24 protein-coding genes are annotated in these 24,560 nt (G+C 39.3%); 3 read left to right on the forward strand and 21 right to left on the reverse strand.

All coding sequences use genetic code 11. The features are described 5' to 3' along the window. Positions 1-58: 58 nt before the first annotated feature. From glmS to ruvB, 8 genes are all read right to left on the reverse strand, one after another. Positions 59-1,867: a glutamine--fructose-6-phosphate transaminase (isomerizing) gene (gene glmS / locus ACLV7W_RS09595; protein WP_411865863.1), complete on the reverse strand. Its 1,809-nt coding sequence runs from the start codon at positions 1,865-1,867 to the stop codon at positions 59-61. Positions 1,868-2,058: 191 nt separating this feature from the next. Further along, on the reverse strand, positions 2,059-3,438 hold the full coding sequence (gene bglA, locus ACLV7W_RS09600; protein ID WP_153209833.1) for a 6-phospho-beta-glucosidase: 1,380 nt from the start codon (positions 3,436-3,438) through the stop codon (positions 2,059-2,061). Positions 3,439-3,536: 98 nt separating this feature from the next. Beyond that, positions 3,537-5,390, reverse strand: coding sequence for a proline--tRNA ligase (locus ACLV7W_RS09605; RefSeq protein ID WP_153210681.1), 1,854 nt, complete (start codon positions 5,388-5,390; stop codon positions 3,537-3,539). A 12-nt stretch (positions 5,391-5,402) separates the two neighbouring features. Further along, complete coding sequence (gene rseP, locus ACLV7W_RS09610; RefSeq protein ID WP_084862787.1) at positions 5,403-6,662, reverse strand: RIP metalloprotease RseP; 1,260 nt, start codon at positions 6,660-6,662, stop codon at positions 5,403-5,405. A gap of 21 nt (positions 6,663-6,683) precedes the next feature. After that, positions 6,684-7,487 (reverse strand): phosphatidate cytidylyltransferase, encoded by an 804-nt coding sequence (locus ACLV7W_RS09615; protein ID WP_084925587.1) that lies wholly within the window; start codon positions 7,485-7,487, stop codon positions 6,684-6,686. Positions 7,488-7,495: 8 nt separating this feature from the next. Continuing rightward, positions 7,496-8,254 (reverse strand): isoprenyl transferase, encoded by a 759-nt coding sequence (locus ACLV7W_RS09620; RefSeq protein ID WP_120719117.1) that lies wholly within the window; start codon positions 8,252-8,254, stop codon positions 7,496-7,498. A gap of 336 nt (positions 8,255-8,590) precedes the next feature. Then, positions 8,591-9,163 (reverse strand): nucleotidyltransferase family protein, encoded by a 573-nt coding sequence (locus ACLV7W_RS09625; protein WP_150922742.1) that lies wholly within the window; start codon positions 9,161-9,163, stop codon positions 8,591-8,593. After that, complete coding sequence (ruvB, locus tag ACLV7W_RS09630) at positions 9,144-10,142, reverse strand: Holliday junction branch migration DNA helicase RuvB (RefSeq protein ID WP_009014280.1); 999 nt, start codon at positions 10,140-10,142, stop codon at positions 9,144-9,146. Before ruvB ends, ACLV7W_RS09625 begins: the two co-directional genes overlap by 20 nt. A gap of 122 nt (positions 10,143-10,264) precedes the next feature. Here ruvB and ACLV7W_RS09635 point away from each other — a divergent pair, with 122 nt between their 5' ends. Then, complete coding sequence (locus tag ACLV7W_RS09635; protein ID WP_000969509.1) at positions 10,265-10,357, forward strand: type I toxin-antitoxin system Fst family toxin; 93 nt, start codon at positions 10,265-10,267, stop codon at positions 10,355-10,357. Positions 10,358-10,501: 144 nt separating this feature from the next. Here the strand turns inward: ACLV7W_RS09635 and ACLV7W_RS09640 are convergent, their stop codons facing one another. The 3 genes from ACLV7W_RS09640 to ACLV7W_RS09650 are packed head-to-tail and all read right to left on the reverse strand — an operon-like array spanning position 10,502 to position 12,899. Then, complete coding sequence (locus ACLV7W_RS09640; protein WP_125392885.1) at positions 10,502-11,230, reverse strand: ABC transporter permease; 729 nt, start codon at positions 11,228-11,230, stop codon at positions 10,502-10,504. Further along, complete coding sequence (locus ACLV7W_RS09645; protein WP_084888243.1) at positions 11,231-11,971, reverse strand: ABC transporter permease; 741 nt, start codon at positions 11,969-11,971, stop codon at positions 11,231-11,233. Continuing rightward, complete coding sequence (locus ACLV7W_RS09650; RefSeq protein ID WP_084888244.1) at positions 11,964-12,899, reverse strand: ABC transporter ATP-binding protein; 936 nt, start codon at positions 12,897-12,899, stop codon at positions 11,964-11,966. Before ACLV7W_RS09650 ends, ACLV7W_RS09645 begins: the two co-directional genes overlap by 8 nt. Positions 12,900-13,435: 536 nt before the next feature. On the opposite strand from ACLV7W_RS09650, the gene ACLV7W_RS09655 reads away from it, so the two are divergent. Then, on the forward strand, positions 13,436-14,296 hold the full coding sequence (locus ACLV7W_RS09655; RefSeq protein ID WP_084888245.1) for a helix-turn-helix domain-containing protein: 861 nt from the start codon (positions 13,436-13,438) through the stop codon (positions 14,294-14,296). Positions 14,297-14,378: 82 nt separating this feature from the next. Here the strand turns inward: ACLV7W_RS09655 and ACLV7W_RS09660 are convergent, their stop codons facing one another. Next, a complete protein-coding gene (locus ACLV7W_RS09660) occupies positions 14,379-14,573 on the reverse strand; it encodes a DUF5966 family protein (protein WP_084888246.1) in 195 nt (64 codons plus the stop codon). A 191-nt stretch (positions 14,574-14,764) separates the two neighbouring features. Between ACLV7W_RS09660 and ACLV7W_RS09665 the strand changes: the two genes are divergently transcribed. Then, positions 14,765-14,857, forward strand: coding sequence for a type I toxin-antitoxin system Fst family toxin (locus ACLV7W_RS09665; protein WP_084888247.1), 93 nt, complete (start codon positions 14,765-14,767; stop codon positions 14,855-14,857). 845 nt (positions 14,858-15,702) lie between these two features. On the opposite strand, the gene ACLV7W_RS09670 is transcribed toward ACLV7W_RS09665, so the two are convergent. The 9 genes from ACLV7W_RS09670 to leuS all read right to left on the reverse strand — a co-directional run bounded on the left by ACLV7W_RS09670 (position 15,703) and on the right by leuS (position 24,540). After that, the gene (locus tag ACLV7W_RS09670; protein ID WP_084888248.1) at positions 15,703-16,119 is read right to left on the reverse strand and encodes a GNAT family N-acetyltransferase; all 417 of its coding nucleotides are present in this window, start codon (positions 16,117-16,119) and stop codon (positions 15,703-15,705) included. Between the two features lie 11 nt (positions 16,120-16,130). After that, a complete protein-coding gene (locus ACLV7W_RS09675; protein WP_084888249.1) occupies positions 16,131-16,826 on the reverse strand; it encodes a GNAT family N-acetyltransferase in 696 nt (231 codons plus the stop codon). A 94-nt stretch (positions 16,827-16,920) separates the two neighbouring features. After that, positions 16,921-17,340 (reverse strand): DUF3021 domain-containing protein, encoded by a 420-nt coding sequence (locus ACLV7W_RS09680; RefSeq protein ID WP_411865864.1) that lies wholly within the window; start codon positions 17,338-17,340, stop codon positions 16,921-16,923. A 9-nt stretch (positions 17,341-17,349) separates the two neighbouring features. Next, positions 17,350-17,805, reverse strand: coding sequence for a LytTR family DNA-binding domain-containing protein (locus tag ACLV7W_RS09685; protein WP_084888253.1), 456 nt, complete (start codon positions 17,803-17,805; stop codon positions 17,350-17,352). 18 nt (positions 17,806-17,823) lie between these two features. Next, positions 17,824-18,666: an ABC transporter permease gene (locus ACLV7W_RS09690; protein WP_084888255.1), complete on the reverse strand. Its 843-nt coding sequence runs from the start codon at positions 18,664-18,666 to the stop codon at positions 17,824-17,826. Beyond that, complete coding sequence (locus ACLV7W_RS09695) at positions 18,666-19,532, reverse strand: ABC transporter ATP-binding protein (protein WP_084888257.1); 867 nt, start codon at positions 19,530-19,532, stop codon at positions 18,666-18,668. Before ACLV7W_RS09695 ends, ACLV7W_RS09690 begins: the two co-directional genes overlap by 1 nt. Positions 19,533-20,201: 669 nt before the next feature. Then, entirely contained in the window at positions 20,202-21,434 is a 1,233-nt protein-coding gene (locus tag ACLV7W_RS09700) for an acyl-CoA thioesterase/BAAT N-terminal domain-containing protein (RefSeq protein ID WP_049502633.1), read from the reverse strand. A gap of 56 nt (positions 21,435-21,490) precedes the next feature. Next, positions 21,491-21,946, reverse strand: a complete 456-nt coding sequence (locus tag ACLV7W_RS09705; protein WP_049502632.1) for a MarR family winged helix-turn-helix transcriptional regulator — start codon at positions 21,944-21,946, stop codon at positions 21,491-21,493. Between the two features lie 92 nt (positions 21,947-22,038). After that, entirely contained in the window at positions 22,039-24,540 is a 2,502-nt protein-coding gene (gene leuS, locus ACLV7W_RS09710) for a leucine--tRNA ligase (protein WP_411865865.1), read from the reverse strand. Between the last annotated feature and the right edge of the window lie 20 nt (positions 24,541-24,560).

The following is a 24,560-nucleotide window of genomic DNA, read 5'->3' on the forward strand; positions in this document are numbered from 1 at the left end:
TTTTACTTTCAATAAATTTGCTCACAAGAAAAAGCCTAGATAACTAGACTTTTTTAGCTTATTCTACCGTTACTGACTTAGCAAGATTACGTGGTTTGTCCACATCAAGTCCACGGTGAAGGGTTGCAAAGTAAGCGACCAATTGCGTCGGTACGACCATTGAAATTGGTGAGAGGTAAGGGTGTACAGTCGTAAGGACGATATCATCTGTCTCTTTAGCAACATTTTCTTCTGCGATAGTGAGGACCTTGGCACCACGGGCTGCGACCTCTTGGATATTTCCACGAGTGTGGTTAGCAAGGACGGGATCTGACAAGAGAGCCAAAACAGGCGTTCCTTCTTCAATCAAGGCAATAGTTCCGTGCTTGAGTTCTCCTGCCGCAAAGCCTTCACACTGGATGTAAGAAATCTCTTTGAGTTTAAGGCTTGCTTCCATAGCTACGTAGTAATCTTGACCACGCCCAATATAAAAGGCGTTGCGAGTTGTTTCAAGAAGCTCACGAACCTTGGCTTCAATGGTTTCTTTCTCTGAAAGAGTTGATTCGATAGACTGAGCTACGATTGACAACTCATGAACCAAGTCAAAGACTTGCGCTTTAGCATTGCCATTTGCTTCTCCTACTGCTTTTGCAAGAAAAGCAAGGGCTGCAATTTGTGCTGTATAAGCCTTTGTTGATGCTACGGCAATTTCAGGACCTGCATGAAGGAGCATGGTATGATTGGCTTCACGTGAAAGAGTTGAACCTGGTACGTTTGTCACTGTCAAGCTTGGGATTCCCATTTCATTAGCCTTGACCAAAACCTGACGGCTATCCGCCGTTTCACCAGACTGACTGATAAAGATGAAGAGTGGTTTCTTGCTGAGAAGTGGCATACCGTAACCCCACTCAGATGAAATTCCAAGTTCAACTGGTGTATCTGTCAATTCTTCCAACATTTTCTTAGAAGCAAATCCTGCGTGGTAAGATGTCCCAGCTGCAAGGATGTAGATACGGTCTGCGTCTTGAACAGCCTGGATGATAGCTGGGTCTACTACTACTTGACCAGCCTCATCTGTGTAGGCTTGGATTAGTTTACGCATAACAGTTGGTTGCTCGTCAATTTCCTTAAGCATGTAGTAAGGGTAAGTTCCTTTACCGATATCTGACAAGTCTAGCTCAGCAGTGTAGCTAGCACGCTCACGACGATTTCCATCATAGTCTTGAACTTCCACACTATCAGCCTTGACGATTACCAACTCTTGGTCATGAATTTCCATGTATTGGTTGGTTTCACGAATCATAGCCATAGCATCTGAGCATACCATGTTATAACCTTCACCAAGACCAATCAAGAGTGGTGATTTATTTTTAGCTACGTAGATGACTTCAGGATCTTGTGAGTCAACCAAGGCAAAGGCATAAGAACCACGTATGATATGAAGAGCTTTTTTGAAGGCTTCAAGAACTGAGAGACCTTCTTCTTCCGCAAATTTTCCAATCAAGTGAACGGCTATTTCCGTATCTGTTTGCCCTTTGAAGTGGTGACCTGCAAGGTATTCTTCCTTGATTTCAAGGTAGTTCTCAATCACCCCATTGTGCACCAAAACAAAACGTTCTGTCTCAGAGCGGTGTGGGTGAGCATTATCTTCCGTTGGTTTCCCATGAGTTGCCCAACGAGTATGTCCGATACCAGTTGTTCCCTCAACACCAGCTGTTTTAGCAGACAATTCTGCAATACGACCAACAGCCTTGACTAGGTGGTTTTCAGCACCACCTAGGACAAAAATCCCCGCAGAATCATATCCACGGTATTCGAGCTTTTCAAGCCCTTGAATCAAAATATCAGTTGCATTTGTGTTTCCAACAACACCAACAATTCCACACATAGTATATACGACACAGGCAAGCTGTGCTTTCTCCTTAAAATTGGTATAGTCTAATTCCTCTTTTATAGAATCAGCAAAAACAGTATATACTTGTTTCTTTCACTTGTCAAGAGCAAAAATTGGTATAGTTGAAATTATCCTTCTGTAAGCAAAAAACTCTGACCAATTAAAATCATCAGTCAGAGTCCTTTTTAAAATCCATTATTGTCACTTAATTCCTTGAACCAGTGCCCTGATTTTTTCAGACGACGTTCTTGCGTTTCCAAGTCTAATTCGACCAAACCATAGCGATTTTTATAGCTGTTAAGCCATGACCAGCAATCAATAAAGGTCCAAATTAAGTAGCCCTTACAATTGGCTCCATCTTCAATGGCACGGTGCAGTTCGCGAAGATGACCTTTTACAAAGTCAATACGGTAATCATCTTGAATCATTCCATTCTCACGGAATTTTTCTTCTCCTTCAACACCCATACCATTCTCTGTCAACATCCACTCAATATTGCCATAATTTTCCTTGATATTTTGGGCAATGTCATAAATCCCTTGCTCATAAATCTCCCAGCCACGGTGAGGATTAATTTTACGTCCAGGCATCACATAAGGCTCATAAAAATGTTCTGGCAAGAGTGGACTCTCTGGATGCTTAGCAAATCGAGGAGCCATAACACGCAAAGGTTGATAGTAATTGACACCAAGGAAGTCCACCGTATTGTCACGAATGAGATCCAACTCCTCCTCTGTAGCATCAGGCAAGAGACCGTATTCATGCAAGATTTCTACCAACTCCTGTGGATAAGTCCCCAAAACAGACGGATCTAAGAAAGATTGGGCCTGAAAAAGGGCCGCAATACGAGCAGCCTTGACATCAGCAGGATGCTGGCTACGTGGATAAGCCGGTGTCAAGTTGAGGACAATCCCAATCTTGGAATCAGGCAAGAGTTCATGACAGGCCTTAACCGCCCGACTGCTGGCCAATTGTGTATGATAAGCTACTTTAACGGCTGCCTCTGCATCCACCTTATGTGGATAATGGGCATCGTAAAAATATCCAAATTCTACTGGAACAATTGGCTCGTTAAAGGTAATCCATTGATCCACTAAATCTCCATAAGTCTCAAAACAAAAACGAGCATAGTCTTCATAGGCTGAGACAGTCGCCTTATTTTCCCAACCATCACCATCCTCTTGAAGGACAAAAGGCAAATCAAAATGATAAAGATTGACTAAAAGACGAATCCCCTTAGCCTTAATAGCCTCAAAAACCTTACGATAGAAATCCACACCTTGAGCATTGACTTTTCCACGCCCTTGTGGAAAAATCCGTGACCACTGAATAGAAGTCCGAAAGGCCGTATGACCAGTCTCTAACAGTAGCTCAATATCCTTTTCCCAGTTTTCATAAAAGGTTGATGTTTTATCTGGACCAATCCCATTATAGTAACGATTTGGCTCCACTTGGTACCAATAATCCCAGAGATTATCTCCCTTACCGTCACCAGCTACACGTCCTTCTGTTTGTGGTCCAGAAGTAGAGGATCCCCAGACAAAATCCTTTGGAAATCTTAGCATACATTTACCTCTTTATCTACTCATTTTTCCCATTATACAGAAAAAACAAGGTAAAAACTAGTTACATTTTTTCCTTGTTTTTCTTCTGATTATAGTTTTTATTTCTTGCTGAGAATTTCAAGCGTTTCAAGCAAGTTATCTGCATGAACTTCGATGGTATCACCAGTCGCTTTAATCTTCACTTCTACGATACCATCAGCTGCTTTCTTCCCAACAGTGATACGGATTGGCAATCCAATCAAGTCACTATCGCTGAATTTAACACCAACACGTTCGTTACGGTCATCTGTCAAGACTTCGTAACCAGCTCCCATCAAGCTTGCTTCAAGCTTTTCTGTCAAGGCTTGCGCTTCTTCATCCTTGACATTGACAGTAATCAAGTGCACATCAAATGGTGCCAATTCTTTAGGGAAGTTGATTCCCCAAGCATAACGGTATTCACCTTTTGGCGTTTTGTTAACAAAGAGGCGAGCGTGTTGCTCCATCACTGCTGAAAGGAGACGGCTGACACCAATACCATAACATCCCATGATAATTGGCACAGCACGACCATTTTCATCCAAAACATCTGCCCCCATGCTTGCCGAATAGCGAGTACCGAGTTTGAAGATGTGACCAATTTCGATACCACGCGCAAAGTTAAGGACACCTTGTCCGTCTGGAGAAATTTCACCCTCACGAACTTCACGGATATCCACATATTCTGCAGTAAAATCACGACCTGGGTTCACACCAGTCAAGTGGTAGCCATCTTCGTTAGCACCGACAACTGCATTGCGAACATCTTGCACTTTACGATCTGCAATAATTTTAATATTCTCTGGCAAAGCAACTGGGCCAAGTGAACCAAATCCTGCTTGAACAACATTTGCCACTTCTTCTTCACTTGCAACGTCAAAGAAATCTGCTCCCAAGTGGTTTTTCAACTTAACTTCATTGAGTTGGTCATTTCCAACTAGAAGGGCTACAACAAGCTCACCATCTGCCATGTAGAAGAGGGTTTTAATTGTTTGTTCTTCTGGAACATTGAGGAAGGCTGCAACTTCATCGATTGATTTAACATCTGGCGTTGCAACACGAGTTACTTCTTCTTCAGCGACAACACGGTTGCTTGGTTTGTACTCGTTTGTTGCCATTTCCAAGTTAGCCGCATAGCTAGACTCACTTGAGTAAGCAATGGTATCCTCACCAGAAACCATCCATTTAAGCAATTCTGCCTTGATTTCTTCTTGCACTTCTGCAGGAATTTCATCAAATGAGGCAACTGACTTGTCCAAGACAACCCAGCGGTCAAGGTCTGTACGAGCAGGTGTAATGGCCATAAATTCTTGGCTATCCTTACCACCCATGGCTCCACCGTCACCAATGATAGCCTTGAAGTCTAAACCACTACGAGTGAAAATACGCTCATAAGCAGCCTTGTACTCATCGTAAACACTGTCCAAGCTATCATAGTTAGCGTGGAAACTGTAAGCATCCTTCATGATAAACTCACGTGTACGGAGAAGTCCATTACGTGGGCGTTTTTCATCACGATACTTAGGTTGGATTTGGTAAAGGTTAAGTGGCAATTGCTTGTAAGACTTAACAGAATCACGGACAATAGCTGTAAAGGTTTCTTCGTGAGTTGGACCTAGGATAAAGTCTGATTTTTCACGATTTTTTAGTTTGTAAAGGTCTTCACCATAAGTTTCGTAACGACCTGATTCGCGCCACAATTCTGCACTGAGGAGGGCAGGAGCCAACATCTCAACGGCACCAATCTTATCAAATTCTTGGCGCATGATATTTTTAGCTTTTTCAATCACACGATTAGCAAGTGGTAGGTAAGAATAAACACCTGCTGAGACTTGACGAACATAACCAGCTCGCAACATAAGAGCATGGCTGATAACTTGAGCATCGCTTGGCATTTCGCGAAGCGTTGGGATAGGCATTTTACTTTGTTTCATAATATTCCTCGATTATCTAAAAAAGAGTCGCATGATGTCATTCCAGGTCACAGCAATCATCAAGACAACCATGATGACCACTCCGGCCAAGGTGACATAGGTTTCAATTTCTTGTTTCAATGGTTTGCGGCGAATGGCTTCCAGGATATTGAGCACAATCTTACCACCATCCAGGGCTGGAATCGGAATAAGATTAAAAATCCCGATATTGATGGAAATCACTGCCAAGAAGTACAAGACATTCTCAATTCCATTTTTAGCAGCATCACTACTTGCCTTAAAGATGGCAACAGGTCCACCTAGCTTGTTCAAATCCGGTTGGAAAATCAGATTTTTCAGTTCTGAGAGAATTCGGAGGGCCGAGTCAGCAGCAGTTGTAAAACCACCTACAAACATAGATACAAAATCTGACTTAATCCCCGGTTGAACACCTAGAAGGTAACGGCCTTGACTTTCTTCCGGAGTAACAGTGACTTGTTTGTCACTCCCCTTTTCAGAAATAGTCACATCCAAGGTCGGGGCCGTCTTATCTTTGGTTTCTGATTCCACAGCCTGAATCAAACTTTCCCAGTTGCTAACCTCATGTGAGCCAATCTTGGTAATTTGTGCCGTTTCTGGTACTCCTACCTTAGCCAAAGCCCCTTGAGGCATAATATGGAACTGGTTGGTATCGACATCTCTGACACCACCCTGCATGAAGATTAAAATCCAGAAAACAACGACACCTAAGATAAAGTTGTTCATGGGGCCTGCAAAGTTAGTAATGAGTTTCCCCCAGATAGTTGCATTTTGATATTGAACATCTAAAGGTGCAATCCGAACCTCAGTACCATCTGCTTCCACAACCGTTGCATCGTGATCCACTGCAAATGTTTTTTCTTCTTCCAGAACCAATCCTTTGATAAAGAGCTTGTCTTCAAAGTCAAACTGGGTCACCTGCATAGGAAGAGCTGTTTGATCCAATTTTTTACCTGAGAGATTGATGCGTTTAACCTTACCATCATCAGTAAGCGTCAAACTGACAGGAGTTCCTGTCTTGATTTCAGTTGTATCATCACCCCAACCGGCCATACGGACATAGCCACCCAGAGGCAAGATTCGAATGGTATAGGCCGTCCCGTCCTTGCCAATATGAGCAAAGATCTTGGGTCCCATGCCAATGGCAAATTCACGCACTAGAATCCCTGATTTCTTGGCAAAGTAGAAGTGTCCGAACTCGTGTACCACTACAATAATCCCAAAAACCAGAATAAAGGTTAAAATTCCGAGCATAGTATTTCCTCCGTCTTTTGATTAAAAGAGTCCAAATAAGTGCATGATTGGAAATACAAGCAACATACTATCAAAACGATCCAAAACACCACCATGTCCAGGGATAAATTTCCCAGAATCCTTGACACCAAAATGACGTTTGATCGAACTTTCTAGTAAATCACCAAATTGTCCAGCAATGCTAAAGAAAATAGCAAAGACTGACATCTTGTAAATTCCATACGGAAGAGCAACTGTCCTATCAAACATCATAAAGATGATGGTTACTAAAATAGCACCTAAAATACCACCCAAGGCACCCTCAAAGGTTTTATTTGGAGAAACTGTCGGAGCTAATTTTCGTTTACCATAGTTCATTCCTATAAGATAGGCACCACTGTCTGTCGCCCAGACGATACATAAGGCTAATAGTGCCTTATCTAACCCTGCAATTCTAGCATCTAATAGAGCATTAAAACCAAAGCCCACGTAGAAACTCATAGCAAGCGGGAAAACAGCATCCTCAATCGTATAAGACTTGCTAAAAACAGTCGTTCCTAACATAATTGAAATCAAAACACTATAGGCAACCACATTCCCATCAACTGGCAAAAAAGTCAGGTAATTCTCCAAGGGAATGGTCAAGGCAAAGGTTGCAAAGAGGGTTAAGAGACCCTCTATAGTCATGGTCTCTAGACCTCTCATCTTCAAAAGTTCATGCATGGCTAGCATGGCTATGATTCCAATTGCTATCTGCAGCAAGAGTCCCCCAATCATTAAAATTGGTAGGAAAATAGCCAGGGCAATCCCTGCAAACAAGGTTCTTTTCTGTAAATCCTGTGTCATATTTCCTCCTAAACTCCTCCAAATCGGCGATGACGACGATTGTAGGCAAGAATGGCTTCCTGCAAGGCCGCCTCGTCAAAATCAGGCCACAAGGTATCCGTAAAATAGAGCTCACTGTAGGCTCCCTGCCATGGAAGGAAATTGCTCAAACGCAATTCTCCACTAGTACGGATAATCAAGTCTGGGTCTCGTAAGTCCTTAGGCAAATGCTGGGTGAAGAGATAGTTGCCAATCAATTCCTCTGTGATGTCACCTGGGTTGATTTTGGCATCTAACACATCCTGAGAAATCAACTTAAGAGCCTGTGTAATCTCAGCACGTCCACCATAGTTGAGGGCAAAATTAAGAATTAATCCTGTGTTGTTCTTAGTCAATTCTTCAGCTTTAGTTAGAGCTTCAAAGGTTTGCTTAGGCAGGCGGTCTGTTTCCCCAATCATTTGAATCTTAACATTATTCGCATGCAATTCCGGGACATAATTATCATAAAACTCTACTGGCAAGTTCATGATAAACTTGACTTCCTGATCTGGACGGGTCCAATTTTCCGTAGAAAAAGCATAAACTGTAATAACCTTAACGCCTAGTTTGTTGGCTGCCTTGGTCACAGTTTGCAATGCTTCCATGCCCGCCTTGTGTCCAAAAACTCGCGGTTGCATACGTTTTTTAGCCCAACGGCCATTGCCATCCATGATGATGCCGATATGAGCAGGAACCTGTGTCGGAACCTCTACTTCCACATCCTTATCTTTCTTAAAAAATCCAAACATGATCTTATTCCTATTCAAAAATCTATCGTTTCATTATACCATATTTCCCTATTTTCTTCTATCACTAAGCTATTTATACTCTTCGAAAATCTCTTCAAACCACGTCAGCTTCACCTTGCCGTACTCAAGTACAGCCTGCGGCTAGCTTCCTAGTTTGCTCTTTGATTTTCATTGAGTATTATTCTCAGGCACCAAGCCCATTTTTCAAAAAAATAAGTCGCCTGATTGGGCGACTCTATTTTTTATAGGGAGATTATTATGAAAAAGTTTTAGGAGTTTAAGTTAAGGTCTTCTTAACTTATGAACTTAGTATACACTTCCTAGCTTAAAGTTTCCTTAAGTATTTTTAAAAATCAAATTTTTCCATTTCTCCTGCCAATTTTTCTTGGATAGACGTGTTCGATAAAGTTCCATTCGGTCTTCATTCTCTAAAAAATGAGGAGTTGGACGAACTTGAAAATTCAAAATATCCTCCAAACCATAAGGTGCATAGAGTTCAAAATCGAATTCTTCATTCAAGCGCAGTCCAACTGCCGTACACCGTTCTGGATACTTACTCATAGCATCACGGGAACTGGTATAGGGAGCAGTATGAGGACTGTGCTGGTGCATATAGAGCTGATTTTTCAATTCCCACTGGTACTGAGGAAAGTCCTCTCTCAACTTGTTCTCTATAGCCAGCGTCTCTTCATAACTCACATCTGGGTCAAAGAAAATGACATCAACATCTGTTTCACAGTCAAAAGGTGATTTGTATGACAAAAGATTCCAGATGAAATTTCGTACCGAACCTGCTGCCAACCACGAGTCTTTCAGACCAAGATCTCGTATGATCGTCAGAATAGCCATCATATCCGGATTTTCTCTGAAAGCTTCTAGAATTTCTTGTTTATTTTTCATTATACTCATACCCTAAATGCTCGTAGGCCTTAGCCGTTGCAACCCGTCCAGACCGTGTTCGCATGATAAAGCCTTTCTGGATTAGGTAAGGTTCGTACATATCCTCAACCGTCTCACGCTCTTCAGCGATATTCACAGAAAGAGTTCCTAATCCGACAGGACCACCACCATACATCTCAATCATGGTACGAAGGATTTTTTGGTCCACATAGTCCAAACCTTCATGATCAACATCCAGCATAGTTAATGCCTTATCGGTAATAACATCATCAATGACCCCATTCCCCATAATCTGGGCAAAATCGCGCACGCGCTTGAGGAGACGATTGGCAATACGAGGGGTTCCACGACTACGCAAGGCCAGCTCAGAAGCTGCCTCATGAGTAATTTCCATCTCAAAAATATCTGCCGTCCGCTCAACAATTTCTGTCAAGTCAGCATGGGCATAGTATTCCATATGCCCCGTAATCCCAAAACGTGCCCGTAGAGGATTTGACAGCATACCAGCCCGAGTCGTCGCACCAATCAAGGTAAAAGGTGGTAACTCCAAATGAACACTACGACTACCCTCACCAGCCCCAATCATAATATCGATGTAAAAGTCCTCCATCGCACTATAAAGCACCTCTTCCACCGACATAGGCAAGCGGTGAATTTCATCAATAAAGAGGACATCCCCAGGCTCTAAGTCATTCAAAATCGCTACCAGATCACCAGCTTTTTCGATAACAGGACCCGACGTCTGCTTGAGATTAACTCCCAGTTCATTGGCAATAACAAAGGCCATGGTCGTCTTCCCCAAACCTGGAGGCCCGAAAAGGAGGACATGATCCAGCGCTTCATCCCGCATTTTAGCGGCTTCGATAAAGATTTGAAGCTGGTCCTTAACCTTATCCTGCCCGATATATTCACGTAAATACTGAGGACGGAGCGTGCGTTCTACTAGCTCCTCGTCCCCCATTATCTCATTATCTAAAATTCTACTCATGGCTCTATTATATCAAAAAACCAAGCCACAAACAAAAAAGCCACCCGATTGGGTGACTCCCGAGTTTGGCACTTTATTCTAAGTCACTGCTTCACCGCCTGCGAGAAGAGGTGAGATAGCCCATGATGGATACAATACTTAAAACTATCATCGGACCAATTGTGGTCGGTGTCGTTCTTCGATTAGTCGATAAATGGCTAAACAAGGACAAATAGTGTCAAAAAAGACCTCAAGCTTAATGTGGAAGTTAGCTTGAGGTCTTTTCTAGCCTATGATATAGAACTAGTACTCAATTCCTTTTTATTATCCCACAGTTCACAAAATTTGTCAAAGGTTTATATCCTCATCTACTCAGCTTGTCATTTATAAGCAAAAATAATGTTCATCATGCGTTTATCTGCCAACAAATAAAGGAGACATGCCACCAAGGTAATCAGCCACACGGCATATACAGAAACTGTTAAAACCGTGAATTCCTCCATGATGATTAGTAGTAAATTTGCCAGATAATATCTCCCAACAACCGTTGTTAAAGTAAACAAACCTGCAAATGACAATAAAAAGGCAAGTGGTAGGGCAAGAATAAGTTCCTTCCGATATTTTCCTAAGAAGAGGACAATAATGCCAGCAGACAGTGTATAAGCAAAAGCAATTACTCCATAACCAAATCCCCACGATAAAATTGTAAGACTAGAGAAAGCAAAATCACCATCCATTAGCTCTAGGACAACCATAGCCAAAAAGGTGAATTCACTGACTAGTAGATTTATCAATAAAGTAAGCATAAACTTCGCTTGGAGTAATTGTTTCAAATCGACAGGAATCAGTCTGAGATTTGAAATCGTTTTAGACACTTGTTCTATTCTTATCAAATCCACTAAAATCATGCTCGAAAAAGGGAGGAGAAAATAGTAGTTCAAAAAGAAGAAACCATTTTCTACATACCAACCATTCACACTACCGTACGAATGCCCTTGATAAATCTGATGACCAATCATAAACTCTAACAAAAAGAGCAGGATGGCTACAAAGGGAATCATATACAGTATCTTTCGCCTTCTTAGTTTAGTCAATTCTAGCATCAACATTTATCCATCCACCTTTCTTAACCAAGATTTAATGGACAAGAAAGACAAAACAAGTAAAGATAAACCTAGTACAATAATCGATAAGATAGCTGGCTGTTGAAGCACCACTCCTTCTCTATTTCCTTCCCAGATTAAACTGTTAGCACTTGTTACTGGACTGATATTTGGACTCGTCCTTGCTAAAAAAAATGACACTAAAACATACATGACACCGACCAAATTTCCAACTATCTCCTTGCCTCTGACTTTTATCATGACCAGAGCAACTAAAGGAAATACTCCCATGGGAATTAAGACACCACTACTCATACAAAGATAGAAAAATCTTAATAATAAAGACAAACTGACTGTCGAAGAAAAGCGAGATAGTAGTGCGAATAAGGAAACCGAAATATAGGTGAATAACATGATACACAGAGCATTGATTTCTATATACAAAATCTTAGCCCAGAATGTCTTCATTAGATTTGCTGAAGCGAGTTTCAAGTTGTTCATGATGCGATAGCGATATTCTACACCAAATGCCTGTATTGTATAGGAAACACAATACAAAGGGAGAATCAAAAAGTTTAAATAAGACAAAGAAAATTTATAGACAAAGGGAAATGAGTCAAACAAGCCTCTCGCATCATTTACATAATAACAGATGAGAGCTAGGTAGAGGGAAACAACACCATATACGACAAAATTCAGTTTTTGATGCCTTTGTTTGAGAAATTCAATCTTCACTAAATCAAGCAATTCCCTCACCTCCTGTTACCCGCTTAAAGTAATCCTCTAAACTTTCATTGTTTTTATAAGAATATTCTTTTAGAACTATTCCGTTATCTTTTAAGGAGTTAGATACGACTGCAATGTCAAAAGTAGGTGATTCTCCCTGAAGTTCAAGTTCTATATCCGAAAGAATACTAATCTGTTCTTGCAGATTTATCCTGCAAAGCACTTCCTTAGCTTGAGGAGCATCCGAAACAATTAGGTGGATTTTCCTTTTATCTGCACCATCTATTAATTCCTGCATAGTCTTTTCAGCCATAAGGTGGGCATCATGCAGTATCCCAACTCTATCTACAAGCTTTTCAAGTTCTGAAATAATGTGACTGGATATTAAAATCGAAATGCCATGATTGGTACTGAGTTCCTTTAGATAACGGCGCATTTCAAGGATACCAATAGGATCCAAACCATTTGTTGGTTCATCTAATATCAGAATTTTCGGCTGGTGCATAATAGCGTTAGCAATTGCTAACCTTTGCTTCATTCCCAGAGAATACTGCTTGAATAGTTTTTTATTTTCCCCATCTAATCCTACTACTTGTAAAGCTTGCTCTACCTGTTTTAGCGAAATTCCTCTCAATCTTGCAAAAATAGAGAGATTTTCAGGTCCCGTTAAATTAGGATAAAAAGAAGCACTGTCCAATACCACACCGATTTGAGATAGCAAATCCTTAGAAAATTCACCTAACAGTTTTTCAGATAGAATATTCACTTCACCACTATCCATAGCTGTCAAGCCTAAAATAGCCTTGATAAAGGTTGTCTTTCCAGCTCCATTTCTTCCTAGTAAGCCATAAATTTCTCCCTGTTTTAGCGTAAAGTCTATCTTATCTAAGATAATTTTCCCATCATAGGATTTTGATAAATTAGATGTCTGTATTACTGGATTTCTCATTTTATTCTCCTCCTAATATCTATACACCCACATCAAAAGACATAATAGAGTAGTTCCTGTATAACTACTTATATGAGAAGGTAATAAGGTATAGCAAACTTACAGTACCCCCTTTAAGTCCTTCAATCTATGACACGATTCATTATATAAATGTTACTTCACAAACATTTAATAAATAAATCCTCCAGTCCAAGATTAACTACACTAATTGTTGAATCTTGTTGTATAACTCTCGAACCCAAAATATATTGTAGTTGATTTATAGCTTTTTAAAGCAAACGCTTACAAAATAATCCTGAAAAAAGATGATATAAAATGATTTTACGAAACTTTGCTAAAATACTCATATTAACCACCTTTTTCTTATCTTTACACTTGTAAGTGTACTACTTTAAATCTTCTTTGTCAATAAAAATATTCTTTTTTTCAGTTTATTTTCTATTTATTCTTTTGAGACTATTTTTGTGTCAGGAAGTTGAAAAATAGAGATTAAAAGTATATAATTAATCATAAATTTATTTAAAGAAGGTTTAAAGATGAGCATATTATCTGACAAACTAAAAGCAAAGAGAAAAGAAAAAGGCTTCTCACAAAAAACACTTTCCGAAGGAATTTGTGAGCAAAGCCAAATCAGCAAAATAGAGCGTGGCAACTATATGCCTGCTGCTGATTTACTCTATAAACTTGCAAATCGGCTTCAAGTTCCTTTAGAATATTTTTTCGATGAACAGATTGAAATGACTTCCAATATAACACCGTTTAAGAAATTAGCAGAAAAATTACTTGAAGATCGAAATTACGAGGATTTAGAATACCTCTTAAACTTAGAAAAAGAAAAGTCTCAGTATCTGTCTACTGAGGATGAATTTTATCTTCTATGGATTCAAGCGATTATCCTTTTCTACTTACATAGTTCCAAAGATGAAGCTATCGCCAGTCTAGAAAACGCTTTGCCAAAGCTTTCGATCAGCTCATCTGTGTATCTTAAACTTCTCAATACTTTATCTAATTTTTATTTTTCTGTAGGGCGTGATGCAGAATATGAAGAAAATAACTCACTTCTTATCAGTTTGTATCAGGAAAAAGATTTAAACCACCAAGAGTTTTTATTTGGTTATATTCGAGTTAAACATAATTTCGCCTATTATTTACACTCTAAAGGGAAGGAGTTAGAAGCTGTCCAAGAAGCCTTAGAAACCATTGACTTTTGTAAACAAAAAGAGACCAGCTATCAGCTGGCGCCTCTTTTAACTATCGTTGCGAACGCCGGAAAAGATTTTTTAAAGCACGATGAAATTCTTGACTATTATTTACAGGCTCGTGATATCTGTAAAATATACGAGCACAAGCTCTTGATGGCTAAGATTGACCATTTTTTGAAAGATAAGGATAGGTGACTTCGATCGTAATAAGTTATAATTACCAATTAGCTAGAAACATAAAAGTGGAGAGGAACTAATGTAGTTTTCTCCACTTTTGTTAATATCCCCTCTTCCACTTGTATCCTGCCCAGCATGCTAAAGCCAGTAAAACTAAATTAAAGATGATAAAGAAAGTCACAAAACCAAATAATCCATTCTGGGATAAATCTTCTACATAAAGGTTGGATTCAGTAAAGAACAGATAAATTCCATAATCCTCCACGAAAATAAGAAAACTGACAAAACCAATCATAAGTCTGAGAAAAAAGTCTTTAAAATCAAAAAACGCATAATATCAGTGTTGAAAACCTTGATACTATGCGTTTTATTGTGGAAAGATTTACTTCATTTTCTCCTGAAATTGAGTTTTTGCCCAATTTCTCTTTTATGGTATAATATTGTTCGGCACTTCTACACCGCCTGCGAGAGGAGGTGAATTAGCCCATGATGGATACAATACTTAAAACTATCATCGGACCAATTGTGGTCGGTGTCGTTCTTCGCTTAGTCGATAAATGGATAAACAAGAACAAATAGTGTCAAAAAGACCCCAAGCTTATTTGGACGTGAGCTTGGGGTCTTTTCTAGCCTATGATATAGACACAATACTTAATTCCCTTTTATTATCCCACAGTTGACAAAATTTGTCAAAACTTTACATTCTCAGCTTCTCAAGCTTTAACCGCTTTACAACAAGACTTTCAAGTTTAAGAGAAAGTTAGGGATTCTATCAATTTCATAGAAATTTTGATTTAGTAAACGAAGAGACAATCTTACATGTCACTCCTCATTTAATACGCCACTACTGGACAAGCAAAATCATTATTACAGCAGTTCCAGTCCTTCAATTAACAGTCACTTACAATCAAATTGAGTTTGAAGTAGCTGAAGTAACAACAAACCTATTTCTTAGTCATATTCGCTAAAAAATCCCCGCCAAAATCTCAAAAAGTCCCCGCCAATTCCCCGACCAAAATCCGAAAAATACCGAAAAATATCGAAAAATGATTTTTAGAATAGTCTCCAAAAGCCTGAAATAGAGCCAAAAAACTCCACCTGATTGGGTGGAGTTAAGGGAGATTATTATGAAAAAGAAAAGTTTAGGATTTTATTAAATAAAGTTAGGAGGTCTTTATTTAATAACTATATGATACAAGATGAAGCTTAAAACTAGCTTAACTTTTCTCAAATTCTACCACTTTTCAAAAAATTTCTATTACCATCACCTCACCCCACAAAAAAGCCACCTGATTGGGTGACTTCATTAGGAGATTATGATGAAAAAAGTTTAGGATTTCATTAAATAAAGTTAGGAGGTCTTTATTTAATGGTTATATAATACTAGACCATTCTTAAACTTTGCTTAAGAAAAACAAGTTTTGTTATTTTTCTCTATTCACCCAAGTCATCCCTATACAATTATAGGTGGATAAGATTTCAAAGCCCATAGAACGATAGAATCCAAAGGTTCTTTCTGTCTGTTCTGTCACCAGCTGGACTTGATAGACATCTTTGTAATCCTCTAAAGCCTCTTTCATTAGGGCACTACCAATCCCTTGACGCTGATAGATAGGTAAAACGATTAAATCCTGAACCAATACTGATGAGAAACCATCTCCGACTAAACGGACCAAGCCCACCACAGTATCACCATCAAGCGCCACATAAATCGCTAATGAATGAGATAAGGCCTGCTCCAGCATCTCTGATTGATCGGTATAATTTGTCCAACCGACAGCCTGATAGAGATGCAAAACATCCTCTAGCTTGACAAATTCTTGCTTTTTAATAGTGATCATGTCAACACCTCTTAAAACTCTCTCAAGCTCTTGTACTGTCGTCCATTTTTATCAAAATTTTCAGGAGCCAACCATGCTTCTAATCGAGCTTTGACTTGGGGCCAGTCCTTATCAATCATAGACAACCAATCCGTATCCCTCGTACGCCCCTTATAAACGACTGCTTGACGGAAAGTTCCTTCATAGACAAATCCCAAACGCTCCGCAGCTCGTCTGGATGGCAGATTTAAGGCATCGCATTTCCACTCGTAGCGACGATAGTTAAGCTCCTCGAAAACATAGCGCGCCAAAAGATACTGAGCCTCTGTCCCTATTCGTGTCCCCCTGAGCTCTGGAGAAAAAGTGACTGCTCCCACCTCTATTACTCGATTATTCTGGTCAATACGCATGAGTGAAAAAGTTCCCAAGGCCTTACCAGTTTCCTTGTCTACAATCGCATAGTAAAAGCGATCCTTACGAGCCAACATCTGATTTAAAACGGCAACCAGCTCCTCCATATCCGCCACTGGTTCCTGAAAGAGGTAGGTCCACATCTCCCGAGGAGTATCTGGACCATATACAGCTAATAAATCATCCGCATGCTTTTCCACCGAAAGAGCCTCTACCCTAGCATAACGCCCTTCTAAGAAATCAATAGCAGGCAATTCGCCCGGTGTATAACCTTCCATTGACTCACCAATCATCTGACCATATTCATTTACTGGCATAGTATTCTCCTTGTTTTTACACTGAAAATACTATATCATAAATTACTCTAAATGGAAACTAGCACTCTCCTCTAACTTCATACTAAACACTACACTATTTATCCGTTTTCTTTCTTTTATTCTCCAAGGCTTGATTAATTTGTTGTGTGAGTTTATGAGTCCGCCAGATTTGATACAACCATATCAATCCATAAATTAACAAGAAAAAGAACCAAAGCAGAGGGCTCCATAAAACTGAACCCCAGCCAAAAAATAGAGAGGTCAATACTAAGACAGTAGCTGTAACTAATAAATGAACTCCTACACGTATACTAAAAGCAAGAAACTCTAGCTTTTCAAGTATTAAAGTCAATACCCCCATAATTCCACCCATTAAAAACAGAGCTAGAATATTTTTTACCATTGGTGTAGGATAGGTAATGCTTGGATAAAACTGAGCTAATAACATCATACTCAAATAAAAGAAGGAAGCCGTGCGCATTCCCGATACAAAATAATCAATTAATCGTTTCATGATTTTCTCCTATAAACCTAGATAATTCATTAGGGACTTAACGTATTTCCGGCTCACACTAGATTTGATGCCCCGAGTCATTTTAGCCATCATGTTCCCTGAAAAACTATCTGATAACGATTCTAAGTGGTCAATGTTTATAATTGAATGACGTGATATCTGTATAAAGTTACGCCGATTAATCCGATTCTGAAAGTTTATCAATGTTTCCTTAGTTTTATAAATCCCGTCTACCGTATAAATGGTTAATAAATTCTTATCAATATCAGCTAGAATAATATCCTCAATCTTCACCATAACCAGATAATCATCCGCCCGAATAGGAATGGCCACCTGATTGGTTGTTGAAAATTGTTCTAAATACTCCATGACTTCCCTCGCTTGGTCGGTTAACTGAGCTGCCTGAATTACAATATGTGGGTCCTTTTCTGAAAACTCTGCCTTCATTTCAAAACGAATCTTCATTTTCTCTCCAATATACTTTTATTTTCTCTTGCTAAACACTTTAACAAATAAAATCCAAAGAAAAATAGCGACAAGACTGATAATAACCACTATAAAGTATGTCTCTTCCTTTGTCAATAGTTCTTGCCAGTTGATTTGGATTCCCATTTTTTCTTGAAATTCCTTTAACAATCTGCTATTTCCTGTAAATGCAGTTTCTAACCGCTCTTTCATTAAAATTTGTCGATAGAGAGAAGCAATATAAGTTGCAGGGGTACCCTTCATGATAATCTGTGCAAAATCAGGTAAAACTCCAATAGGGACATAAGTTCCTACTAAAAATCCAGAAGCAGTTCCCACTATAGTTGCCAGTTTGCCAAGGCTATCTACAGATTGAAAACGGTAAATCAAGAGAATATTTATCAAACTTGAAAGCAGACTGCTTAACAACATAATCAAAGCAATTTCCGGTAAATGACTGATAACTGGACTCTCTTTAAAATAAAACTCCATAACAGCAAACATAAACACCTGCATGACAAAAGAGATGGCAATACTACTGATTAGATAGGACACCTGTAAACCCCAGATCCCTAAATCTGTCAAGAAGAGATCTTGATCCACTTGATTTTCACGATCCTGTACCATTTGTGTAAGAGCCGTAAAACTAGTTGTAATCCCAGTCACAGCCAAGGTCCCACCCATCAGCCAATTATTTAAAAGGTTCGTATTATCAGGGAGTTGATACCAAGCGTCCGTCAAGTTCTTCTGCAAAAAAATGATATAAAGGAGGAAGGAAATCAATGCCCCCAATAATGAGAAAAATACTCCTGAACGATTACGAAAATATAAGATAAAATTCCGTTTCAATAAAGCTAACATTAGCGAACCTCTCTTCCTGTAAGTGCAATAAAGGCATCATCCATGGTACCTGGACGAAACTCAAAAGAATCAATTTCTTCTCGTACTTTTGCCAAATATTCAATAGCTTCCAGTGATGTCCTTGGATAAAAAAGATATTCCAACTCATTTTCTTCCTTTACTGTCATTCCAGTCTGTAGCAACTTTTCTAAATCCTTCATTTCTTTAAAACGAATTTTTAGAATATTAGATGCATACTGACTTTTAATAGCCGTCGCAGAACCTTGCGCAATCACTTTCCCATGATCAACGATATAAATCTGATCCGCTTCATCCGCTTCATCCAGATAATGAGTCGTTAAGATAATAGTCATCCCTTCATCCTTTTGTAGTCGAGACAGTAAATCCCAAATGGCTTTGCGAGTCTGAATATCTAGACCTGTCGTTGGTTCATCTAAGAAAAGAATATCTGGCTGTGAAAGAAGAGCACGCGCAATATCAACCCTACGTTTTTGCCCACCTGACAAAGTCCCATATAGTTGCTTCTGGAAAGCAGTCAAACCCAGTTGATGGATCAAATCATCCACACGACTTGCTGCAATCTCCTCATACTGTTGAGCACGAATCGTAAGATTTTCCCTAACCGTCAACATCTCATCTAGTACACTAGCTTGAAAAACAACTCCGATTTTCGTATTTGGCGCATATCGAATCTGACCTTTTGTCGGCTTTTTCAAACCAATTAACATGGAAATGGTGGTTGATTTTCCTGCACCATTGGGACCCAAAATAGCATTAAAACTCCCTTTTTCAAACTCTAACTGAATATCGTCAACAGCCATATGATTGCCGTACCATTTGCTCAAATGTTTAGCTTGTAAAATCATATTTCTTCCCTCCTTTTATCTCACTAGTTTAACAAAAATAATGACAGAAAAATCGACTTTTGAGATAAGTGGTTAAAATGAAAGGTTAAGTGGTGAGATGATTAGGGTTAAGTTAAAGTAGAGAAGGCTACAGCCATTTTTCTCCTACCGAATTGCTAAATGAAGCTTAAAAACACTTACAAGAACACATTATATTTTTAAATATGCGCTATAAAAGAGATGTTTTACCGCATCTGGCCGAAAAATTCAAGAATCGGTAGTATTATTCTCGCCAAATCAAACAATAAAAAATTAACTAGAAATCATGACACACAATCCCTTCTATCAAAATGAAACTGCTGAATATGATATGATTGAATTTGAAGCAAGTAAGTATTGTCTTGAATTTGAAACTTCCATTAGCCAAATTTTTAACGACAAGTAAATCCATTAGGAAATAATCTATGAAAAGAATTTTCAATACAAGCAAAAAACAGCTCTTTTTATCCGAGAAGAGCTGTTCTATTTTATGAAAGAGAAAGTCACTAGTAACTCTTGTACTTCTCTCTACGTTTTTACTGTTTGAGTTCAAATTTATCTTGTTTTAGTGTTTGCTTTTGTAGACTGGACTACCAACCAGAACTGTGTTTTTATCTTAGTTGGGACTATTATAGTACGGTTCAGGACTATCTACAAATTCTTCAGATGTGTATCAAAAAAACTTATCGTAGCAAACCAAGAGTCTACACTTTCTTTCATTAATAAGCGCCAATCTTTTCGATAACGATGATTCGGTTGATAAGCAACCGTCAACATATGCCCTGTTTCATGGTATTTTTTAAACAAAATGGATTCCCCTTTATAATGTGAAATGATATCATCTATCGCGGATGATGCATTCCATATTTCATCAACATCGCTTCCTAGTAATAATAAAGGAGAGGAAATTTTACTCACATCAATCTGGGCCCTACTATCTTCAGGAATATGTTTTCCAAAAAACTTGTTTAACAAGTAATTTCCTAACTGAAATTTTTGATACGGAAGTTCTTTTTGCAAATATGTCCAAGAAGATGAATTAGAATTGAGTTTTCCCTTTATTCCCTCAAATATTACATTTGAGGGAGAATTGAGTACTAAACATTGCACATCATCCAAAATACTTTGTCCAGCCAGAACAAGCTCTGCTCCTTTAGAGCGACCATATATTCCTATTTTTGTATTATCAACTTGAGGATGATGATATAGAAAATCTTTCGCCTCTTCCAGACATTCTATCGGAATTCGTTCTAAATTTTGGGGTAATCCCTCTAAACCAAAATAAGCTATCGCAAGACAAATATAGCCTCTTGAAGATAAAAGTTGGGCAATATTTTGAGCTTTTTCAATTCTCCCCTCACTACCGCTAACAATAATCACGGCTGGCGCCCTTCTTAACTTTTCATCATAGAATAATCGACCTTGAAAATGCTTGTCATAGATATCTTGATATCTTACTCCTAGATTCATATAACGCCTTACGAAACTTTGCTCCGCGACCACATCTTTCCCCAGCTTGATTTTAATTTCAACACCAAAACAATCTCGTAATGGAATTCTATCAAGAGAACTCGGTAATCTCCTTTTCCTATTCTTCAACGGTTTCGCATTAAAGAATAATCCCATTTCTGAAACTCCTTTATAAGATCCCGAAATAGATGCTGTCTGAGAGGTATCAATCATACCGTCCTGATCAGATAAAAAAATTGCGGTTGATTTCCATATAACATCATGATCTAAAAGCACGGGAGCATTTATACAGTAATAATCAGACAGGTACATTTCTACACAATACATTGCCCTTGGTTCTAAACCATTAATAGCAATATAAAAAGATTCATCCGCTAGATCTGTTTGTGAAATCAGTTCTATGTTTACAGTCATATCTTCTCCTTTTTGTTAATTTACTTAACAATTGTATTTAAAATTTACCGCGACTTTTACCACGGTAATTCTCCCCACACCTTTTCAATATCATCCATCAATTTCACAACTGTTTGAAGTTCCACCTCGCTATAGTTGTTTAAAACTGAAAAGATTGATTTTTCAATATGTGCTTGTTGCTCCTTATGGATTTTAAAAACTTCGATGCCTTTTTCAGATAATCTCAAATATTTATTTTTCCCATTATTCGGATCAAAATCAAAAACAACTAAATTTTTTTGAATCAATCTCCTAACACTTTGAGTTATTGCACTTCTTGAAACTTCTAATAATTCAGATAATTTTACTAGATTTAAGGGCTGATTTTCCCCAATCACAACAATCAAATGTACCTCATTCAAAGTAATGGATTTGTCAACACCACTTTTATGTTGATTTTTTTTTAACTGGTCAAACGCTAAAATAAATCTATTGAAACGATTATTAAATGCAATAAATTCTTTTTTATCCATAATCTCTCTTTTCTTTGTTAATCATATTAACAAAACAGAAACTTCCTGTCAAATAAAAAATCCTCCAGATTCTACTCTGAAGGATTCTTATCTTATTTCACAACAATATTAACCAATTTATTCGGTACCGCAATTACTTTTACGATGTCCTTACCGTCAATTTCTGCTTTGACTTTTTCATCAGCTAGAGCAATCTCTTGCAATTCTTCTCGTGATAGGTCTTTAGCGACCATGAGTTTGGCACGGACTTTACCTTTGATTTGGACGACAATTTCGATTTCGTCTTCAACCAATTTGCTTTCGTCCCAAGTTGGCCAAGCCACATAAGAGATTGACTCACCTGTTGCTGCAACTGTTTGCCAGAGCTCTTCTGCCAAGTGAGGCGCAAATGGTGCAATCAATTGGATAAAGCCTTTGGCGTAGTCTGCATAAAGCTTGTCTTCCTTGTTAGCTGCATTGACAAAGACCATAAGTTGGGCAATGGCTGTGTTGAATTTGAGGGATTCGATTTGTTCTGTGACAGCTTTAACAGTTTCGTTGTAAACTTTGTCAAGAGCGCCATTGTTTTCCGCAGCTATTTCTTTACTTGTAATCAAGCGGTAAACACGGTCAAGGAACTTACGGCTTCCTTCCAGACCTTCTTCTGACCAAGCAATCGAAGCATCAAGTGGTCCCATAAACATTTCATAAACACGAAGGGTATCGGCACCGTATTGTTCCACCACATCGTCAGGGTTAACCACGTTCTTGAGCGATTTAGACATCTTAGCTGGTGCTTGCTCCAACTCTTCTCCTGTTTCCACATGGAAGAAAGAACCGTCACGTTTTTCAACCTTGTCAGTCGCCACAAGAGCCCCACGGTGGTCACGGTAGCTTGTTCCCAAAATCATTCCTTGGTTAAAGAGTTTTTGGAATGGCTCTTTTGTTGGAACAACACCGAGGTCATAGAGGAATTTGTGCCAGAAACGAGCGTAAAGCAAGTGAAGTACAGCATGCTCTGCACCACCCACATAGATATCTACTGGCAACCATTGTTTGAGAAGGTCCTTATCAGCCAGTTTCTCAGTATTGTGTGGGTCAATATAGCGGAGGTAGTACCAGCTTGAACCAGCCCATTGTGGCATGGTATTAGTTTCACGACGACCTTTAACACCATCTTCACGAGTCACTTCAAGCCAGTCTGTCAAGTTAGCTAGTGGACTTTCACCAGTACCTGAAGGACGTATATCCTTGGTTACAGGCAAGACAAGTGGCAATTCACTTTCAGGGACAGCTGTTGAAGTTCCGTCTTCCCAATGAATGATAGGAATTGGCTCACCCCAGTAACGTTGACGGCTAAAGAGCCAGTCGCGGAGACGGTAGGTAACCTTCTCTTGTCCACAGCCTTTTTCTTCCAACCAAGCCACGATCTTGGCAATAGCGTCTTCTTTGTTGAGTCCATCTAGGAAGTCTGAATTAACATGAAGACCATCTTCTGTGTAGGCAGCTTCTTCAACGTTTCCACCTTCAAGAACTTCTACGATTGGAAGGTCAAATTGTTTGGCAAATTCCCAGTCACGTTGGTCATGAGCAGGAACAGCCATTACCGCACCTGTCCCATAGCTAGCAAGAACATAGTCTGCAATCCAGATTGGAATTTCCTTACCATTGACAGGGTTAATAGCATAAGCACCAGTCCAAACACCAGTTTTTTCTTTTGCAAGGTCAGTACGAGCCAAGTCTGATTTCAGACTGGCTTGGTGTTTGTAGTCTGATACTGCTTCTGCTTGCTCTGAACTTGTGATAGCGTCTACTAATTCATGCTCAGGAGCCAAAACGGTGAAAGTCGCACCGAAAAGAGTATCAGGACGAGTGGTAAAGACTGTGAATTCCTTGTCTGTTCCCTTAACTTTAAAAGTTACATTGGCACCAGTTGATTTCCCAATCCAGTTGCGTTGCATGTCCTTGATAGACTCTGGCCAATCTAGTTCATCTAAGTCATTAAGCAAGCGCTCTGCGTAGGCCGTGATTTTGAGCATCCATTGACGCATTGGTTTGCGGACAACTGGATAGCCTCCACGCTCAGAAGTTCCATCAGGAAGGACCTCTTCGTTGGCGATGGCAGTTCCCAATTCTTCCACCCAGTTTACTGGCACTTCAGCTTCATATGCCAAGCCTTTTTCGTAAAGCTTGGTGAAAATCCATTGAGTCCACTTGTAGTAGTTTGGATCTGTTGTATTGACTTCACGGTCCCAGTCATAAGAAAATCCAAGCGCATTGATTTGGCGTTTGAAGTTGGCAATGTTCTCCGCCGTAAATTCTGCTGGGTCATTACCTGTATCCATAGCGTATTGCTCTGCAGGCAAACCAAAAGCATCCCAACCCATTGGGTGAAGGACATTGTAGCCTTGCGCACGTTTGTAACGGCTGAGGATATCCGTTGCAGTATAACCTTCTGGATGTCCTACGTGCAGACCCGCTCCAGACGGATATGGGAACATGTCAAGCGCATAAAACTTCGGTTTTGAGGCATCTGTTCCTGTTTTAAATGTATGATGTTCTGCCCAGTAGCCCTGCCACTTAGGCTCAATTTCTTTATGATTGTAAAAACTCATGGTCTCTCTCCAATTTTGTG

It is taken from the genome of Streptococcus mitis, assembly GCF_965111735.1.
In the GTDB taxonomy this organism is placed as follows: Bacteria; Bacillota; Bacilli; order Lactobacillales; family Streptococcaceae; genus Streptococcus; species Streptococcus mitis_DR.

What these genes read in the sequence shown, in the direction of transcription:
- ACLV7W_RS09605 (WP_153210681.1), bottom strand. Translation starts at nt 5,390, where the DNA reads ATGAAACAAAGTAAAATGCCTATCCCAACGCTTCGCGAAATGCCAAGC.
- ACLV7W_RS09640 (WP_125392885.1), bottom strand. Translation starts at nt 11,230, where the DNA reads ATGTTGATGCTAGAATTGACTAAACTAAGAAGGCGAAAGATACTGTAT.
- ACLV7W_RS09655 (WP_084888245.1), top strand. Translation starts at nt 13,436, where the DNA reads ATGAGCATATTATCTGACAAACTAAAAGCAAAGAGAAAAGAAAAAGGC.
- ACLV7W_RS09695 (WP_084888257.1), bottom strand. Translation starts at nt 19,532, where the DNA reads ATGATTTTACAAGCTAAACATTTGAGCAAATGGTACGGCAATCATATG.
- ACLV7W_RS09705 (WP_049502632.1), bottom strand. Translation starts at nt 21,946, where the DNA reads ATGGATAAAAAAGAATTTATTGCATTTAATAATCGTTTCAATAGATTT.
- ACLV7W_RS09685 (WP_084888253.1), bottom strand. Translation starts at nt 17,805, where the DNA reads ATGAAGATTCGTTTTGAAATGAAGGCAGAGTTTTCAGAAAAGGACCCA.
- leuS (WP_411865865.1), bottom strand. Translation starts at nt 24,540, where the DNA reads ATGAGTTTTTACAATCATAAAGAAATTGAGCCTAAGTGGCAGGGCTAC.
- ACLV7W_RS09620 (WP_120719117.1), bottom strand. Translation starts at nt 8,254, where the DNA reads ATGTTTGGATTTTTTAAGAAAGATAAGGATGTGGAAGTAGAGGTTCCG.
- ACLV7W_RS09670 (WP_084888248.1), bottom strand. Translation starts at nt 16,119, where the DNA reads ATGATCACTATTAAAAAGCAAGAATTTGTCAAGCTAGAGGATGTTTTG.
- ACLV7W_RS09675 (WP_084888249.1), bottom strand. Translation starts at nt 16,826, where the DNA reads ATGCCAGTAAATGAATATGGTCAGATGATTGGTGAGTCAATGGAAGGT.
- ACLV7W_RS09690 (WP_084888255.1), bottom strand. Translation starts at nt 18,666, where the DNA reads ATGTTAGCTTTATTGAAACGGAATTTTATCTTATATTTTCGTAATCGT.
- rseP (WP_084862787.1), bottom strand. Translation starts at nt 6,662, where the DNA reads ATGCTCGGAATTTTAACCTTTATTCTGGTTTTTGGGATTATTGTAGTG.
- ACLV7W_RS09665 (WP_084888247.1), top strand. Translation starts at nt 14,765, where the DNA reads ATGATGGATACAATACTTAAAACTATCATCGGACCAATTGTGGTCGGT.
- ruvB (WP_009014280.1), bottom strand. Translation starts at nt 10,142, where the DNA reads ATGAGTAGAATTTTAGATAATGAGATAATGGGGGACGAGGAGCTAGTA.
- bglA (WP_153209833.1), bottom strand. Translation starts at nt 3,438, where the DNA reads ATGCTAAGATTTCCAAAGGATTTTGTCTGGGGATCCTCTACTTCTGGA.
- ACLV7W_RS09700 (WP_049502633.1), bottom strand. Translation starts at nt 21,434, where the DNA reads ATGACTGTAAACATAGAACTGATTTCACAAACAGATCTAGCGGATGAA.
- ACLV7W_RS09625 (WP_150922742.1), bottom strand. Translation starts at nt 9,163, where the DNA reads ATGAGTATAATGAAAAATAAACAAGAAATTCTAGAAGCTTTCAGAGAA.
- ACLV7W_RS09615 (WP_084925587.1), bottom strand. Translation starts at nt 7,487, where the DNA reads ATGACACAGGATTTACAGAAAAGAACCTTGTTTGCAGGGATTGCCCTG.
- ACLV7W_RS09680 (WP_411865864.1), bottom strand. Translation starts at nt 17,340, where the DNA reads ATGAAACGATTAATTGATTATTTTGTATCGGGAATGCGCACGGCTTCC.
- glmS (WP_411865863.1), bottom strand. Translation starts at nt 1,867, where the DNA reads ATGTGTGGAATTGTTGGTGTTGTTGGAAACACAAATGCAACTGATATT.
- ACLV7W_RS09635 (WP_000969509.1), top strand. Translation starts at nt 10,265, where the DNA reads ATGATGGATACAATACTTAAAACTATCATCGGACCAATTGTGGTCGGT.
- ACLV7W_RS09650 (WP_084888244.1), bottom strand. Translation starts at nt 12,899, where the DNA reads ATGAGAAATCCAGTAATACAGACATCTAATTTATCAAAATCCTATGAT.
- ACLV7W_RS09660 (WP_084888246.1), bottom strand. Translation starts at nt 14,573, where the DNA reads ATGATTGGTTTTGTCAGTTTTCTTATTTTCGTGGAGGATTATGGAATT.